Origin of the sequence: Streptomyces roseus (assembly GCF_001044425.1) — a bacterium.
Taxonomy (GTDB): Bacteria; Actinomycetota; Actinomycetes; order Streptomycetales; family Streptomycetaceae; genus Streptomyces; species Streptomyces roseus.
The window spans coordinates 1-15,364 of the sequence record NZ_LFML01000049.1 but is presented as its reverse complement, the minus strand read 5'-3'; the positions used below and the strand labels follow the sequence as shown (position 1 = coordinate 15,364).

The following is a 15,364-nucleotide window of genomic DNA, read 5'->3' as shown; positions in this document are numbered from 1 at the left end:
CAGCCCTGCGCCGCCGCGACGGGGGTGTACGGCATGACCGCGATATCCGGCACCGCCCGCACCGCCCCGCCCGTGAGCCCCGCGGACCTGCCCCGGCTCCAGCGCCGCGTCTCCTCGGTACTGATCGCGAGCCAGATGCTGGGCGGCGTCGGCGTGCCCATCAGCATCGCCCTCGCCCCGGTCCTCGCCACGGAGGTCAGCGGCACCGAGGCGCTGTCCGGGTTCGCCTCCACGGCCGCCGTGATCGGCACCGCGGCGGTCTCGCTCCCGCTCGCCGCCCTGATGACGGCGCGCGGCCGGCGGCCGGGGCTGGTCCTCGGGTACGGGATCGGCGCGCTCGGCGCGGGCCTGGTGGTCCTGGCCGCCACGATCAAGAACTTCCCGCTGCTGATGCTCGGCATGGCCGCCTTCGGCGCCGCCTCCTCCGCCAACCTCCAGGCCCGCTTCGCGGCCGCCGACCTCGCCGCCCCCGACCGCCGGGCCCGGGCCGTCTCCCTCGTCGTCTGGGCGTCGACCCTGGGCGCGGTGCTCGGCCCCAACCTCTCCGCCCCGGCCGGCCGCAGCTTCGCCGGGACCTCGATACCCCAGACGGCGGGCCCCTTCGTGTGGGCCGGCGCCGTCTTCGTCCTCACCGGCACGGTGCTCGCACTGTTCCTGCGGCCCGACCCGCTGCTGACGGCCCGGGAGCTGGCCCCGCCCGCGGAGCAGGCCAAGGGCGGCCGCTCGCTGCGCGCCGGGTTCGCGGCCGTCAGGGCCTCGCCCCGGGCGCGCCTGGCCCTGGTCACCGTCGCGGTGTCCCACACCGCCATGGTCTCGATCATGGTGATGACCCCGGTCGACCTGGGCCACCACGGCGCCACGCTGGAGCTCGTCGGCCTGGTGATCAGCGGTCACATCGCGGGCATGTTCGCCTTCTCCCCGGTCATGGGCTGGCTCGCGGACCGGGTCGGCCGGCTGGCCGTGATCGGGCTGGCGGCCGGTCTGCTGTCGGTGGCCGCCCTGCTCGCCGGCACCGCCGGGCCGAGCCACGCGCAGAGCGCGGTCGGGCTGTTCCTGCTCGGCCTCGGCTGGTCCGCCGGGATGGTCTCCGGCTCGGCCCTGCTCACCGACTCGGTGCCGCAGTCCGCGCGGGCGGCCGTACAGGGTCTGAGCGACCTCACGATGAACACCTGCGCGGGCGTGGGCGGCGCCGCCGCCGGGCTGGTCATGTCGCACGCGGGCTACGGCTGGCTGAACGCGATCGGCGCGGCCCTGCTGCTGCCGATGGCGGCGCTGGCCCTGTTCACCGCGCGCCGCCACCCCGCCGCGCCCGCCCCCGCTGCTGCTGCCCCTAGCAGCTGATGTGGTAGGCCTTGCGCAGCGTCTCGTGGACGGTCCAGGTGGTCTTGTCGCCCTCCCGGAGCACGCAGGCGGAGCCGGGGCCCACCTCCAGGGTCGCGCCGCCCTCCACCTCGATGGTGGCGCGACCGCTGACCACGACGAACAGCTCGTCGGCCTCCGTGTCGGTGACCACGCCCGGGGTGATCTGCCAGATGCCGCGCACCTGCCTGCCGTCGGGGGACTCCCACAGCACCTTGCCCGTCACGACGGGCTCGCCGGAGAGGATCTGGCCGGGATCGAGGTCCTCGACCTCCAGTTCGGCGTCCGGTACGGATACGGCGAACGAGGCGGGACCGTGCTCACTGGTGCTCATGGCGAGTCACCCTAATCCGCTCGTCCGGCGCGCCGCGGTGACCACAACGTCCATGCTCCGCCCGCCGGAGCGGTCAACCTGTCCAGCCGGTCCCGGGGCCGCGTCCTGTGTGTGGTCCCGGCCGGCGGGCTCGCCGTAGCGGGCGCGCGGGTCCGGGAGTTCGGCGGGCACGCCACGCGGAGCGGTTCCGCACGGGTGCGGCGGCGGCGTTTGGCGGCCGGGATCGCGTGCCATGGATGGGACATGCACACATCATTCGAGGTCCCCGTCCTGTCCGAAGAGGTCCGCGAGGCGCTGGAGCGGCGCCGTCCCGTCGTGGCGCTGGAGTCGACGATCATCGCGCACGGCCTGCCGCGCCCCCGCAATCTCGCCGTGGGCGCGGAACTGGAGGCGCTGGTGCGCGCCGAGGGCGCGGTCCCCGCCACGATCGCCGTCGTCGACGGAGTGGCGTACGCCGGGCTCGACAAGGCGCAGCTGGAGCGGATCGCCGGCGGCGAGGGGGTGCGCAAGCTCGGCCACCGGGACCTGGCGCCCGCCCTCGCCACGGGCGCGACCGGTGCGACGACGGTGTCCGCGACGGCCTTCCTGGCCGCGCGGGCGGGGCTGCGAGTCTTCGCCACGGGCGGGCTGGGCGGCGTACACCGGGAGTACGCGCAGACCCAGGACGAGTCGGCGGACCTGGCGCTGCTGGCGCGCACGCGCATCACGGTGGTGTGCGCCGGGGTGAAGTCCATCCTGGACGTACCGGCGACGCTGCAGCGGCTGGAGACGCTCGGGGTGGGCGTCCTGGGGTACGGGACGGAACGTTTCCCCGGGTTCTACCTGGCCAGCTCCGGCGAGCCGGTGGAGTGGACCGTCCACCGGCCGCAGGAGGTGGCCGCGGTGATGGCCGCCCAGGACGCCCTCGGCGGGCCGGACGCGGCGCTGCTGGTCGCCAATCCGGTCGCGGAGGCGGAGCAGTTGGATCCACGCGTGCACGACCGGGTGCTGGCCGAGGCCCTGGAGGAGTGCCGCGCGCGCGGGATCACGGGACAGGCCGTGACCCCGTTCCTGCTGGAGTTCCTGGTACGGGCCACGGGCGGGGCCTCGCTGGAGGCCAACCTGGCGGCGGTACGGGGCAACGTCGCGCTCGGGGCCAGGATCGCGGGGGCCTGGGCGGCGCGTCCGTGACGGCGGCTGCCGACCGGGAGCCCGCCGGGGCGCCCGGGGCGCTGCTGGTCGTCGGGGACGTGGTCACGGACATCGTGGCGGTGCATCCGGAGCCTCTGACGCCGGCCACGGACACGGCCGCTCGGATCCGGACCCTGCCGGGCGGCGCCGGGGCCAACGCGGCCTGCTGGGCGGCCCACGCGGGGGTGGCGGACGTCCGCCTGCTCGCGCGGGTGGGCGCGGAATCGGCCCGGTGGCACGAGCGGTGCCTGCGGGACGCGGGGGTGCGGCCGCGGCTGGTGGTCGATCCGGCCGAGCCGACCGGGACGGTGGTGGCGCTGGTCGGCAAGGACGCGGAGCGCACCTTCCTCACGGACAGCGGCGCCGCGCTGCGGCTGAGCCGGCAGGACTGGGATCCGGCCCTGTTGGACGGCGCCGGCCATCTGCACCTGTCCGGCTACCTCTTCTTCGCCGACAGCAGCCGCGAACTGGCCCTGGTCGCGCTGCGGGCCGCCCGCGCCCGGGGCGTGCCGGTGAGCGTGGACCCGGCCTCGGCGGGGTTCCTGGCCGGGCTGGGTCCGGAGCGCTTCCTCGACGCGGTGGCGGGGATCGGCGTACTGCTGCCCAACGAGGACGAGGCGCGGCTGCTGGCCGGCCTGCCGGAGGGGGCCGGGGCGGCGCGGGCGGCGGCCGGGCTGAGCCGGCGGGTGCCGCTGGTGGTGGTCACCCGGGGTGCGGCCGGGGCGCTCGTGGCGGAGGGGGGCCGGGTGACCGCCGAGGTGTCGGCGGAGCCGGCCGAGGCCGTGGATTCGACGGGGGCCGGGGACGCGTTCACCGGCGGGTTCCTGGCGGCCCGGCTCGCGGGAGCGGGGCCCGCGGACGCGGCGCGGGCCGGGTGCCGGGCCGCCGCGCGTGCCGTGACCCGGCTGGGCGGGCGCCCGCAGGAGGTGTCTTCGGCCCCGGGCGTGGCTACGAGGTGTACTCCTCCTGGCCGAGGGTGACGATCACGCCCGCCTTGTTCACGTCGTAGTGGAAGACCAGGCCCTTGTTCGGGTGGGTCTCCAGCCAGGACGTGAGCTCATGCGTGGTGATCGGCTTGTTCGCGGAGCCGGAGAGGATGGGGGCGTGGACGCCGATCGCGGCGTCCTCGGCGATCGGGATCCAGGTCTCCTCGCCGACGGTCACGAAGGGGGTGGCGCCGCCGGCGACGGGGCAGCCCCAGTGGCCGCGCTTGACGATCAGGCTGTACTGGCCGCCCTCGGGGGTGTAGCGGTTGACGGCGATCTCGTTCGGCGAGACGGCGTCCTTGGAGGCGCAGGCGGGTCCGGGTGCGGGCGGCTTCGGCTTGTCCGGGGCGCTCGCGCTCGGGCTCGGCTTCTTCGGGGACGCCGGGGAGGCGGCCGGCGTCGCTCCGCCGGGCGCGGTGGGGGCGGGAGCGGGGGCCGTGGCCGAGGGGCTCGCCGTGCTCGCGCCGGGACCCGTGCCGGCGGCTCCCGCGTCGCCGCCGTCGTCGCCGTCGCAGGCCGTGAGGGTCAGGGCGCCGCACAGCGCGAGGGCGGCGGCCGCCTGCCGCCGCAGCCGTCTCGGGCCCTGAACCGCCGTACCGCTTGCGCCCATTGCCGTCTCCCCCTGCCAAGGCGCCACCGGGTGGGCGCCGTCGAAGCGTGGTGTCAACGTAGGCCGCGGCGGGGGGCGGGGGCGATGGCCGGATCCCGTTCGTCACCGGCCCGCGACGGCGTTGTCGCGGATCCCGTACGTCCGTGACGGACCGGGGGCGCGGCGGTCAGCCGGTGGGACCGGTGAGTCCCGTCCAGGCGGGGTGGCGGGGGTCGTCGGCCCGGACCACCGCGTCGGCCCGGGCCGCTGGGTCGGTCTCGGCCTCGTAGCGGGCGAAGGCGGGCAGGGTCCAGCGGGCGGACTCCTCGGTGCGGCGGGCCAGCGCCCCCGGGGAGAGGCGGATGTGGACGCTGAGGTCGAAGGGGAACCAGTGGCCCAGCAGCAGCGGGCCGTGCACGATCACGACGCCGCCCGGCGGGAGTTCGGCGTACGGGCTGCGGGTCGCCCGGTCGGTCGCCGGGTCCCACAGGTCGGGCAGCACGCGACCCGTGCCGCCGGGGTCGGTGGGGGCGAACACCTCGCGCCACAGGGCGGAGGTGTCGTACCAGGCGCCGAGGTAGGAGTCCACGTCCTCCCGGCCGAACTCGAAGCGGAGGGAGGCCGGGCGCAGGAACCCCTCGGCCGCCACCACCAGGGCCGGGCGGCTGCGCAGGCGCAGCGCGTCGGCGAGGTGGCCGGCGAGCACGCCGGTGTCGGCGGCGGGCGCTCCGTCGATGCCCACCCGCTGCCAGGTCTCCTCCCCCGCCGGGGAACCGTGTTCGTCGAGGTGGCCGGCGAGCCGCTCGGCCATCCGCTGCCATGTGATCGCTTCCAGCTGCACGGGCCCATTGTCAGTGCCGGGCCCTAACGTTTTTCACGAGGGATCACCGGCGGGAAAGAGCCGTTGGCCCGGCCTTGGGGAGGGGTCTGTCATGGCTCGCGAGACGACGTATCTGGAGCTGTCGCAGGAGGGCGGCGGTGCCCACAAGTTCTACGAGGTGACCGTGGACGGCACGGCCGTCTCGGTGCGGTACGGGCGCATCGGCGCGGACGGCCAGTCCCAGACCTCCTCGTTCCCGACCGTCGACAAGGCCCGGGCGGCCGCGGCCAAGAAGATCGGCGAGAAGGTCCGCAAGGGGTACGCGCCGGCCGTGGCCGGGGCGCGCGCGGCCCGGGCGGTCTCGCGCCGCCAGGTCACCTCGGCGCCGTCGACGGCGCGGGCGGTGGCCCCGGTGCTGTGGCGGTTCCGTACGGGCTCCTCGGCGTTCGGGATCCATGTGGACGAGGACCGCTGCTGGGTGGGGAACCAGGCGGGGGACGTCCACACGCTGAGCCACGGGGGCGAGGTCCTGGCCCGGTACTCGCTGCCGGACGGGGTGAAATGCCTGGTGGCAGACGATTTCTGGATATACGCGGGCTGTGACGACGGCACGGTGTACGACTTGTCCTCGAAGGTGCCGTTCGGGGCCTACGACATCGCTGCGGATGTGGACATCTTCTGGCTCGACATCCACGAGGGCGTGCTGAGCGTGTCCGACCGCAGCGGCGGGCTGACGGTCATCGACCACGAGGACGAGTTCCAGTGGTCGCGGCGGTCGTCGGGGGCGAACGCGTGGATGGTCCGGGCGGACGGGCGGGCGGTCTACCACGGGCACAACAAGGGCGTGACGGCGTACGCGGCCGACGGCGGGGCGCAGTTGTGGCACCGGCCGACCAACGGCAACGTGCTGTTCGGCTGGCAGGAGGACGACGCGGTCTACGCGGGCACCGGGCGCCACACCGTGCAGCGGCTGTCGAAGGCGACGGGCGCCGAGGAGGCCTCGTACCGCTGCGACGACGCGGTGTACGCGTGCGCCACCTCACCGGACGGGCGGCACGTCTTCGCCGCCGACAACGCCGCGTCGGTGTACTGCTTCGACGCCGACGGGCGGCGGGTGTGGAAGCTGGGGACGGGAGGCGGTTCCGCCCTGTCCATGCAGTACCTGGACGAGCGGCTGTACCTGGTCACCACGGACGGGTCCCTGATCTGCATGGACGCGAGCGAGGCGGCGATCCTGGCGGCCCAGGCGGGCTCGGTGCCGACGGCGGTGGATGTGAAGTCGGCGGCCGCGCTGCCGGTGTTCACCCCGGCGGCCTCCGCCTCGGCGGTGGCGACCGTCTCGGTGGCGGCGGCCCCGCCCGGCGGTGTGGTGGTGGAGTGCGTGCAGCAGGGCGGCCGGATGCGGGTGCAGGTGGTGTCGGGCGGCTTCGAGCCCTCGTGGAACGTGCAGTTCCCGCGCGGGATCCGGGAGCCGGGTGCCCGGTACGTGGTGGACGGGCTGCACGCGGCCTCGGGCGGTTTCTACCGGGTGCGCGGGGAGATACGCCGCCTGGTCTGAGCGGGGCGCGGGGCGACGCGTCCGGGGGGCGCGACCGGGGGTTCGTCCGCGGGGGGCGACCGGGGGGCGCGCGGGGCGGACCGGGTCAGGCAAGGCTCCCCGGGCACGCGCAGGGTGCGGCGCCGGGCGGGGCGTCCGCGGGTATGGAGAAGGCCTCGTCCTCGGCGAGCGTGCAGGTCACGTACAGCACGACCGGTACGGTGGCGAGGTTGCGGCCGAGGTGCAGGTGGTCGGGGCCGGGCGGTTCGACGAAGCTGGTGCCGGTGCGGTGCACGACGACCGAGTTGTCGTGCAGGATCCGCGTCAGCGTCCCGGACTTGACGAGTGCGATCAGCGGGACGCGGTGGAAGTGCCAGCCGGTGCAGCCGCCGGGTTCTATGACCACCTCCCGGCCCGCGAGGCCCTCCGCTCCGCCGTCCACGGCTCGCGCGAGCCGCGCCGTCGGCTGCCATCCGCCCATGCGATGCACCCCTTCCCCCTGGGCATCACGGCCCTACCGCAGCCCCAACGGCTCACGGTAGGGGGGCAATCGGCCATCCGGGAAAGTTGGCGAAACCACAACCGCCATTTTCGGCAAGGTGATAAGCAGACCGGACAGCGGTATCACATCGTCATGAGCCTCGTGGTCTTCGAGTCGCTGAAGCCGATCCACTGCGCGGAGTGCCGGCAGGGGCCGCTGCGGCATCTGGTCCGCGAGGTCGGCGTGCCCCGCTGCCTGGACTGCGCCGACCTCGGACACCTGGTCTACCTGCCGCGCGGGGACGCCGCCCTCACCCGGCGGGCCCGGGAGGCGAGTTCGCTCTCCGCCGTCGTCGTCCGCTTCAACAAGCGGCGACGCCGCTACGAGCGCCAGGGGCTCCTGGTCGAGGACCCCGCCCTGGCCCTCGCGGAGCGCGCCTGTCTCGCCGACGCCGAGGCGCGGGCCCGCCGCCGGGAGCGCGACCGGCTGCGCCGCGCGGTCGAGGACACCCGGTTCACGGCGGCCTTCGCGGCCGAGATCGTACGGCTGTTCCCGGGGTGCCCGGCCGATCGGGCGGTCGCGATGGCCACCCATGCCTCGCTGCGCGGCAGCGGCCGGGTGGGCCGTACGGCGGCGGGCCGGGCTCTGACCGAACAGGCCGTGTCGGTGGCGGTCCGGGCTGCGGTCAGGCACACCGACACCGAGTACGACGCCCTGCTCATGGCGGGCGTCCCGCGGTTCGCGGCCCGGGCCCGGCTGGCACCCCGGATCGACGCGATCCTCGACGCCTGGCGCAGGCTCCCGCCCGCCCCGGGCACCGAGCCCCGGGCCTGACTATCCGAGGCGGAAGCGGCGGTAGAGCAGCACCCCGCCCAGCAGCAGAGCGCCGCCGCCCGTCAGCAGGTAGCCGGCGCCGTCGGCGCCGGTGTGGGCGAGCGCCGGACCGTGCTGCGGCGGCGCGGGCGCGGTGACGGCCGGCGCCGTGACGGGGGGCGCCACGACGGGCGTCGGCGCCGGCTGCGGCGGCTTGCCGCCGCTGGGCCCCTCCCCGTTGACGGAGGTGTTGCCGGTGGAGCTGTTGCCGATCCCGACGACGTTCACCGAGTTGCCGCTGACGTTGAGCGGGACATCGACCGGGAGCTGGATCCCGTTGCCGGACAGCAGCCCCGGTGAATCCTTTCCTCCTCCCTCGGCACGGGCTCCCCCGCCCGTCTGGGAGCCGCCGGCCCCCGCCCGCGGTTTCCCGGGATGCGAGGACGCCGACCCCGGATGCCCGTCACCGCCACCGCCTTGCTGGGAACAGCGGTTGCCGGCGGCCGGGTTGAGCAGTCCGACCACGCTCACGGTGTTCCCGCACACGTTCACCGGGGTGTGCACCGGCAGTTGCACCAGGTTCCCCGACAGCAGCCCCGGCGAGCCCTCCGCCTTCCCGCCCGCGTCCGCATCGGCGTAGGCGAAACCGCCGACACCCGCGACCGCCAGTCCACCTCCCGCAACCACCGCCGCGATCACGCCATTCCGACGACTGTGACGCATGAGTTCCCTGCCTCCCGAAGAAGTTCACGGGCGCTGCACCCGTACCGGAAACAACGCGGTAAACCCGTTCGGGTTATAGAGCAGGTAGGCATTTCACCCCATCGTGTACTGGGTAATGCCTACTTCATGACTGAACGCCCGCTCCTGCTCCTCGACGTGGACGGCCCGCTGAACCCCTTCCGGTCCCGCATCGCGGGGCTGCGCGGATACACGACGCACCGGATGCACCCGGCGGACTGGATGGCCGGCCGGGACCCCCGATCGCGCGGCGCGCGGCGCGGACTGCGGGTCCGCCTGCACCCCGCGCACGGCGCCCGCCTGCTGGCCCTGCCGTTCGAACTCACCTGGGCCACCGCCTGGATGCACCAGGCCAACACGATGATCGCCCCGCACATCGGACTACCCGGCGATCTTCCCGTCATCGAATGGCCGGAACTCTTCGCCGCCGACCCCGACGGTCTCTTCTGGAAGACCCGCCCGCTCATCGACTGGGCCGCGGGCCGGCCCTTCGCCTGGGTCGACGACATGATCACCCCGCAGGACCGCGCCTGGATCGCGGCCCACCACCCGGCCCCGGCCCTCCTCCTCACCATCCACCCCCGCCACGGCCTGCGCGAGCGCGACTTCGCCACGTTGACGCGCTGGGCGGCGCAGATCAGCGGCGCAGCGCGGTGAGCGGGTCGGCCGCCGGGGTGCCCGTCGGCCACCAGTCCTCGGTGTCCGGGCGGGACTCGTAGGCGTACCAGAGGCCGTCGCGGCCCAGACGGAGCTGGCGGGTGCGCGCGGTCAGACGGTTGCGCTCGGGGCGGAAGGCGCCCTGGGAGGCGGCGATGAGGGCCGGACGCGCCCGGTCGAAGGGGCCGGCCGGAGGGTCCCAGGGCTCTTCGAGCGCGGCCAAGGCGGCCCGCCCGCCCTGGCGCCAGGCCGCGGCGGCGCGGGCCAGGTCGGTGGTGGTGCGGCCGGTGGCGCGGGCCAGGTCCCGGTAGAGGGCGCGGGCCGCGCCCGTCAGACCGGCCGTGTGGTGCGCGGAGGCCAGGCGGACGGCGTCCTGCCAGAGCGTGAGCCCGGCGATCGGGTCCTCGGCCGTGGTCAGGAGCGCGAAGGCGCGGGCCGCGGCGTCCGTGGCGAGCTGGTCCAGGGCCAGCGGATCGGGGGCCGCCGGGTCGGCCGGGTAGGCGGGCGGGAGGCCCACGGCGGCGGGCGCGGGCAGCGGGGCGGGCAGCGGCGCCAGGATCGTACGGGCCAGCGCGGCGCGGGCCGGGACCCCGGGGAAGTCCGGTGCGGTGTCCGGCTGTTCGCGGGCGGCGTGGGCGGCATTGCGCCGGGTCAGCTCGTCCAGGAGCTCCCGTTCGCCCCGGCCGCGCAGGAGCAGCAGGACGAACGGGTCCTCGTCGAGGAGGCGGGCCGCCCGGTAGCAGAGGGCCGCGGCGTGCTTGCACGGCGGGCGGGCGGTGTCCGGACAGGAGCAGCGCGCGACGAGCTCACGCACGCCGGGCAGGACCGACCCCGCCAGGGACCGCGGAACCTCGCGCTCCAGCAGGCCGGCGAGAGCCGTGGGGTCCGCGGCGACCTCCTCCAGGAGCTCGCTCCACTCGGTGTCCGTGAAGGGGCTCAGGGCCAGTTCGGTGCGGTACGGGCGGACGCGGCTGCCCCGCACGTACGCCACGATCCGGCCGGGGGTGACCGTGACCGCGTCGACATGGCCCTCCACCGCGTACGTGCGGCCCCGGGCCAGGCGCGCCGGGTCTCCGGACGCCCCTTCGAGCGCGGCCACCCAGGCCCGGCCCCACCAGCTCGCGGCCTCCACCCCGGGCGGCACCGTCTCGAAGGTGCGGCGGCGGTCGTCCCTCGCGGTGATCATGAGGACCTCCCCGGCGAAATCATGCGGACCTCCACGCCCTGGTCATGCGGGCCTGCGCAGGGAGACGAGGTCGGCCAGCTCCCGGTCGGTCAGCTCCGTCAGCGCCGACTCGCCCGAGCCGAGCACGGCATCGGCCAGAGCTCGCTTCGCCTCCAGCATCTCGGCGATCCGGTCCTCCACGGTGCCCTCGGCAATGATCCGGTGGACCTGGACGGGCTGCGTCTGGCCGATCCGGTACGCGCGGTCGGTGGCCTGCTCCTCCACCGCCGGGTTCCACCAGCGGTCGAAGTGGATGACGTGGCCGGCCCGCGTGAGGTTCAGGCCGGTGCCCGCCGCCTTCAACGAGAGCAGGAAGACCGGGACTTCGCCGGACTGGAAGCGGTCCACGAGCTCCTCGCGGCGGGCCACCGGCGTCCCGCCGTGCAGGAGCTGGTGGGAGATCCCCCGGGCCGCCAGGTGCCGCTCGATGATCCGGGCCATCGTCACGTACTGGGTGAAGACCAGCACCGCGCCGTCCTCCGCGAGGATCGTGTCCAGCAGCTCGTCCAGCAGGGCCAGCTTGCCCGAACGGTGCGGGATCCGGGGCTGCTCCTCCTTCAGGTACTGCGCGGGGTGGTTGCAGATCTGCTTGAGCGAGGCCAGCAGCTTCATGATCATGCCGCGCCGCTCGATGCCCTCGCTCGCCTCGATCACGGCCATCGCCTCGTCCACCGCGGCCTGGTAGAGGGAGGCCTGCTCGCGCGTGAGCGAGACCGGATGATCGGTCTCCGTCTTCGGCGGGAGCTCGGGGGCGATCCCCGGGTCGGACTTCTTGCGCCGCAGCAGGAACGGCCGTACGAGCGCGGCCAGCCGGGCCACCGCCGCCTCGTTGCCCCCGTCCTCCTCCTGCTGGTGCTCCACCGGGCGGGCGTGCCGCGCCCGGAAGGAGGTCAGCGGGCCCAGCAGCCCGGGCGTCGTCCAGTCGAGCAGTGCCCACAGCTCGGAGAGGTTGTTCTCCACCGGGGTTCCGGTCAGCGCCACCCGGGCCGGCGCGGGGATGGTGCGCAGCGCCTTCGCGGTGGCCGAATGCGGGTTCTTCACGTGCTGCGCCTCATCGGCGACGACCATGCCCCAGGGCTGTTCGGCCAGTCGGGCCGCGCTCGCGCGCATCGTCCCGTACGTCGTGAGGACGAACCCGCCGGCCAGTCCGTCCAGGCTGCGGCTGCCCCCGTGGAAGCGACGCACGGCGACGCCGGGCGCGAACTTCTCGATCTCCCGCTGCCAGTTGCCCAGCAGCGAGGCCGGGCAGATCACGAGCGTCGGCGCGGGGCGGTCCCGGTGCAGGTGCAGGGCGATCAGCGTGACCGTCTTGCCCAGGCCCATGTCGTCGGCGAGGCAGCCGCCGAGCCCGAGCGAGGTCATCAGGTCCAGCCAGGCCAGGCCGCGCGCCTGGTAGTCGCGCAGGGCCGCCTTCAGCCCGACGGGCTGCGGCAGCGGGGCCAGCTCGCCGGTCAGCCGCTCCCGCAGGGCGGCCAGCGCGCCGACCGGAACCGCCTCCACCGGCTCCCCGTCCACCTCGGCCGTCCCCGTCAGTACGGTGGCCAGCGCGTCCACCGGGTCCAGCAGGCCCAGCTCCCGCTTGCGCGCCTTGCGCACCAGCTCGGGGTCGACCCGCACCCACTGGTCCCGCAGCCGCACCACGGGCCGGTGCGCCTGCGCCAGCGCGTCCATCTCCCCAGGGGTGAGCCGGTCGCCGCCCAGCGCGAGTTCCCAGGAGAAGGCGAAGAGGTGGCCGGCGTCGAAGAAGGCGGTGCCGTCGGTGGCGGAGCCGGGCGCGGTGGACCGTACGACCGCGGTCGCCGACAGCGTACGGGCCAGGTCGCGCGGCCAGTGGACCAGGACTCCGGCGGCCGCCAGCCGGTTCGCGGCCCTGCCGAGGAGGTCTTCGAGCTCCGGATCGGAGAGGGCGAGGACATCGGGGACCGGCTGGTCCAGCAGCCGCAGCAGCGGCGGCCAGACCCGGGCGGCCCGGCGCAGCGCCAGTACGGCGTCGATCCGGGCGCGCGGTCCGAACCCGGCGGCGGCGGCGCCGGCCCACAGCAGAGCGGCGTCGGTGACGAGGGTGGGGTCGGCGAGGCTGTGCACCTGGACCACGGCGGCGCCTGCGCGGCGGACCTCCTGCGCCTGCGGCCGCTCGCCGTCCGGCTGCCCGGCGTCCTCGGCGCCCCCGGTGTCGTCCGGCCGGTCGAAGAGGCTGAACGAGGACAGGTCGAGCCGCAGCGAGATCCCGACGCCGGCATCGGCGCCGGCCGCGACCTGCGCGGCCCACTCCTGTATCCCCGGCACCCGCTGGGGCTCCCGCGCCGCGAAAGGCCGCCCCGCGGCCAGCGGCGCCGCCGGGGTGCGGGGCAGGCTGTCGGCGACGGCATCGAGGAAGGCCCGGACCAGCGCCTCCGGGTCGGGCAGCTGGAGGGGGCGGCGGCCGGTCAGGGGCGTCGCGTACCCCTCGTACGGGAGGGCGGCGGCCACCGCCCGGAGGTGGCCGACGTCCTCGGCGTCGAGCGGGCCGGCCCGCCAGGCGTCGATCCCGTCGGGGGTGACGCCGGGGAGGAGCCGGCCGCGGGCGGCGAGCGCGAGGGCGTGCAGGGCGGCGGCGCCCCAGGCGCGGGTGGCGGGGTGCACGGCGGGGCCGCGGGGGCCACGGGGGGCGCGGGCGAGGAGCGGCAGTGCGTCGGCGACGGAGAGGGTGCGGGAGGGGACGGTACGGGTGCGGATCCCCTGGCCGTGGGGGCGCACGACGGTGAGCGGGGCCGGGGTTCCGGCGCCGTCCTCCGGGAGGGCGTCACCGCCGGGGGCCCAGAAAGCGAAGCGCGCCTCGCGGGGGACGGCGGCGGGGAGGAAGACGGCGGGATGGCGCAGGAGCGCGGACGCGGGCGGCGCGGTCGCGGGCGGCTGCGCGCGCGGGTGCGCGTTCGGTGTCACGGTGTCGTCTCCTCTCCCTCTCGGTGCGGTCGCTCTCGGCATGGTCGGATGCGGAGGGGCCGGTTACGGGCGGGTCACCTCTGCCGTCGAGTCTAGGCGGCGACACCGACAACGCCGCCGGCCTGCGCAGATGCCGGTTCGACGACCCGGACGGCACGACCGGCTCCAAGCGGCGGCCACCACCGCCGTGAACCGCCTCGTCCTGGGATGAGTGGGACCATGGAACCGAGGCGATGCTCATGCGATCCGGAAACGAGCCGGTCACCGCCCGCAGTCCGCTGCGGCTGCGGTTCTGGCTGAGTCTGTGGGGGTTCATCTGGGCTGCCGCCGGGACCGCCGCGTTCGCGCTGGTCGGCCGTCCCGGGTGGGCGGCCGCCTGCGGGGTGGTCGCGGTGCTCGCCCTCGTGGACCTGGGCGTGGTCCTGCACCACATCCACCAGGGCCCGCACTACCAGCCGGGCCCGGACATCCCCCCGTACGAGCCTCCGCGCCGGCGGTGATCCCGGCCGGCCCCGCTACTCCTCGAAGCGGGCCGCCGCCAGATAGTCGGGCTGCGGGTCCAGGGCTGCCGCCAGCCGGAAGTGCTTGCGTGCCTGTTCGGGGCGGCCGGAGCGCTCGTGCGTACGGGCCAGCGCGAAGTGCGCGAAGGCGTTGTCCGGCTCCCGCTCCAGCACCAGCTCGAACTCCAGCGCCGCCGGACGCAGTTGGGCGGCGGCGAAGAAGGCGCGGGCCCGCAGCAGCCGGGCCGCCGTGTTCTCCGGGTGCGCGGCGATGACCGAGTCGAGCAGCTTCACGGCGCCCCGCGGGTCCCGCGCGGCCAGCAGCTGCTCGGCGGCCCGGTAATCGATGACGTGGGTCTCGGGGGACGAGCCGGACGGCGAAGGCGGCTGCGCCGGTATGGGCGGCGGCGTGGTGTCGGACACGGTCTGATCCTTCCCTCTGCGGGCCCGTTCAACGCCCCGCACCCCGCCCGCTATTCCATGTGCCCGTCACGCACCGGCAGCACCGGGGGCACCGTGACCGCCTGAGGCCCCGGCCGCCGCTTCCCGCTCTTTGAGCTCCGCCCACACCTTGCGCACCTGCGGCTCCAGTGCCTCCAGCGGCCCGTCGTTGTCGATCACGAGCGTGGCCACCGCCAGTCTCTGCTCCCGCGTCGCCTGCGCGGCCATCCTGGCCCGGGCCTCGTCCTCGGCCATCCCGCGCAGCCCGGTCAGCCGGGCCAGCTGGGTCTGCGGGGCGGCGTCCACCACGACCACCAGGTCGTACAGCGGCGCCAGGCCGTTCTCCGCGAGCAGCGGTACGTCGTGCACCACGATCGCGCCGGCCCCCGCGGCCGCCTCCAGCTCGGCCGACCGGGCCCCGACCAGCGGGTGCACGATCGCGTTGAGGGTCTGCAGCTTCGCCGGGTCCGCGAAGACGATCGAGCCCAGCTTCGGCCGGTCCAGCCTCCCCTCGGAGGTCAGTACGGACTCCCCGAAAGCCGCCACGACGGCCGCCAGTCCCGGCGTGCCGGGCTCCACGACCTCGCGCGCGATGCGGTCGGCGTCCACGACGACCGCCCCGTACCCCGCCAGCAGCCGCGAGACCTCGCTCTTGCCGGCACCGATTCCGCCTGTCAGGCCCACCTTCAGCATGTCCAGCAGACTAGACGAGTAAGTCCGAAGTCCTTGGGCGCATGAAGCGAGGGTCTCGTTGGTTTGTGTGTGACGACAAACCTGGAGACCCTCGCG

At 75.3% G+C, this 15,364-nt stretch carries 16 protein-coding genes; 7 read left to right on the top strand and 9 right to left on the bottom strand.

Annotated features, from left to right (window positions below; translation table 11 throughout):
* The first annotated feature begins 33 nt into the window (after nt 1-33).
* Entirely contained in the window at nt 34-1,341 is a 1,308-nt protein-coding gene (locus ACS04_RS12670; protein WP_048476768.1) for an MFS transporter, read from the top strand.
* Here ACS04_RS12670 and ACS04_RS12665 read toward each other — a convergent pair.
* Nucleotides 1,331-1,693: a cupin domain-containing protein gene (locus tag ACS04_RS12665; RefSeq protein WP_048476669.1), complete on the bottom strand. Its 363-nt coding sequence runs from the start codon at nt 1,691-1,693 to the stop codon at nt 1,331-1,333. The two genes, ACS04_RS12670 and ACS04_RS12665, sit on opposite strands and share 11 nt — an antisense overlap.
* Nucleotides 1,694-1,936: 243 nt before the next feature.
* Here ACS04_RS12665 and ACS04_RS12660 point away from each other — a divergent pair, with 243 nt between their 5' ends.
* Together ACS04_RS12660 and ACS04_RS12655 are read left to right on the top strand one after the other, a co-directional pair.
* On the top strand, nt 1,937-2,863 hold the full coding sequence (locus ACS04_RS12660) for a pseudouridine-5'-phosphate glycosidase (RefSeq protein WP_048476668.1): 927 nt from the start codon (nt 1,937-1,939) through the stop codon (nt 2,861-2,863).
* Nucleotides 2,860-3,843, top strand: coding sequence for a carbohydrate kinase family protein (locus ACS04_RS12655; RefSeq protein ID WP_048476667.1), 984 nt, complete (start codon nt 2,860-2,862; stop codon nt 3,841-3,843). Before ACS04_RS12660 ends, ACS04_RS12655 begins: the two co-directional genes overlap by 4 nt.
* Here ACS04_RS12655 and ACS04_RS12650 read toward each other — a convergent pair.
* On the bottom strand, nt 3,812-4,459 hold the full coding sequence (locus ACS04_RS12650; RefSeq protein WP_053080757.1) for a hypothetical protein: 648 nt from the start codon (nt 4,457-4,459) through the stop codon (nt 3,812-3,814). The two genes, ACS04_RS12655 and ACS04_RS12650, sit on opposite strands and share 32 nt — an antisense overlap.
* Before the next feature lie 166 nt (nt 4,460-4,625).
* Nucleotides 4,626-5,279 carry a nucleoside/nucleotide kinase family protein gene (locus tag ACS04_RS12645; protein WP_048476666.1) on the bottom strand — a complete coding sequence of 218 codons (654 nt, stop codon included), beginning with the start codon at nt 5,277-5,279 and terminating at the stop codon, nt 4,626-4,628.
* 91 nt (nt 5,280-5,370) lie between these two features.
* Here ACS04_RS12645 and ACS04_RS12640 point away from each other — a divergent pair, with 91 nt between their 5' ends.
* Entirely contained in the window at nt 5,371-6,816 is a 1,446-nt protein-coding gene (locus ACS04_RS12640; RefSeq protein WP_048476665.1) for a WGR domain-containing protein, read from the top strand.
* Between the two features lie 85 nt (nt 6,817-6,901).
* Here the strand turns inward: ACS04_RS12640 and ACS04_RS12635 are convergent, their stop codons facing one another.
* Nucleotides 6,902-7,276, bottom strand: coding sequence for a cupin domain-containing protein (locus tag ACS04_RS12635; RefSeq protein ID WP_053080756.1), 375 nt, complete (start codon nt 7,274-7,276; stop codon nt 6,902-6,904).
* A 153-nt stretch (nt 7,277-7,429) separates the two neighbouring features.
* Here ACS04_RS12635 and ACS04_RS12630 point away from each other — a divergent pair, with 153 nt between their 5' ends.
* Entirely contained in the window at nt 7,430-8,110 is a 681-nt protein-coding gene (locus ACS04_RS12630) for a DUF2293 domain-containing protein (protein ID WP_048476664.1), read from the top strand.
* Here ACS04_RS12630 and ACS04_RS12625 read toward each other — a convergent pair whose 3' ends face one another.
* Nucleotides 8,111-8,812, bottom strand: a complete 702-nt coding sequence (locus tag ACS04_RS12625; RefSeq protein WP_107438594.1) for a chaplin — start codon at nt 8,810-8,812, stop codon at nt 8,111-8,113. It abuts the gene before it with no gap.
* Nucleotides 8,813-8,938: 126 nt separating this feature from the next.
* Between ACS04_RS12625 and ACS04_RS12620 the strand changes: the two genes are divergently transcribed.
* Nucleotides 8,939-9,487, top strand: coding sequence for an HAD domain-containing protein (locus tag ACS04_RS12620; protein ID WP_048476662.1), 549 nt, complete (start codon nt 8,939-8,941; stop codon nt 9,485-9,487).
* Here ACS04_RS12620 and ACS04_RS12615 read toward each other — a convergent pair.
* Nucleotides 9,468-10,673, bottom strand: coding sequence for an SWIM zinc finger family protein (locus tag ACS04_RS12615; RefSeq protein ID WP_048476661.1), 1,206 nt, complete (start codon nt 10,671-10,673; stop codon nt 9,468-9,470). The two genes, ACS04_RS12620 and ACS04_RS12615, sit on opposite strands and share 20 nt — an antisense overlap.
* Nucleotides 10,674-10,715: 42 nt before the next feature.
* A complete protein-coding gene (locus tag ACS04_RS12610) occupies nt 10,716-13,676 on the bottom strand; it encodes a DEAD/DEAH box helicase (RefSeq protein ID WP_398024326.1) in 2,961 nt (986 codons plus the stop codon).
* Between the two features lie 197 nt (nt 13,677-13,873).
* Between ACS04_RS12610 and ACS04_RS12605 the strand changes: the two genes are divergently transcribed.
* The gene (locus tag ACS04_RS12605) at nt 13,874-14,134 is read left to right on the top strand and encodes a DUF6343 family protein (RefSeq protein ID WP_048476766.1); all 261 of its coding nucleotides are present in this window, start codon (nt 13,874-13,876) and stop codon (nt 14,132-14,134) included.
* Between the two features lie 15 nt (nt 14,135-14,149).
* Here the strand turns inward: ACS04_RS12605 and ACS04_RS12600 are convergent, their stop codons facing one another.
* Both ACS04_RS12600 and coaE read right to left on the bottom strand, forming a co-directional pair.
* Complete coding sequence (locus ACS04_RS12600; protein ID WP_245236379.1) at nt 14,150-14,557, bottom strand: tetratricopeptide repeat protein; 408 nt, start codon at nt 14,555-14,557, stop codon at nt 14,150-14,152.
* Nucleotides 14,558-14,623: 66 nt separating this feature from the next.
* Complete coding sequence (coaE, locus tag ACS04_RS12595) at nt 14,624-15,268, bottom strand: dephospho-CoA kinase (RefSeq protein WP_048476659.1); 645 nt, start codon at nt 15,266-15,268, stop codon at nt 14,624-14,626.
* Nucleotides 15,269-15,364 lie beyond the last annotated feature (96 nt).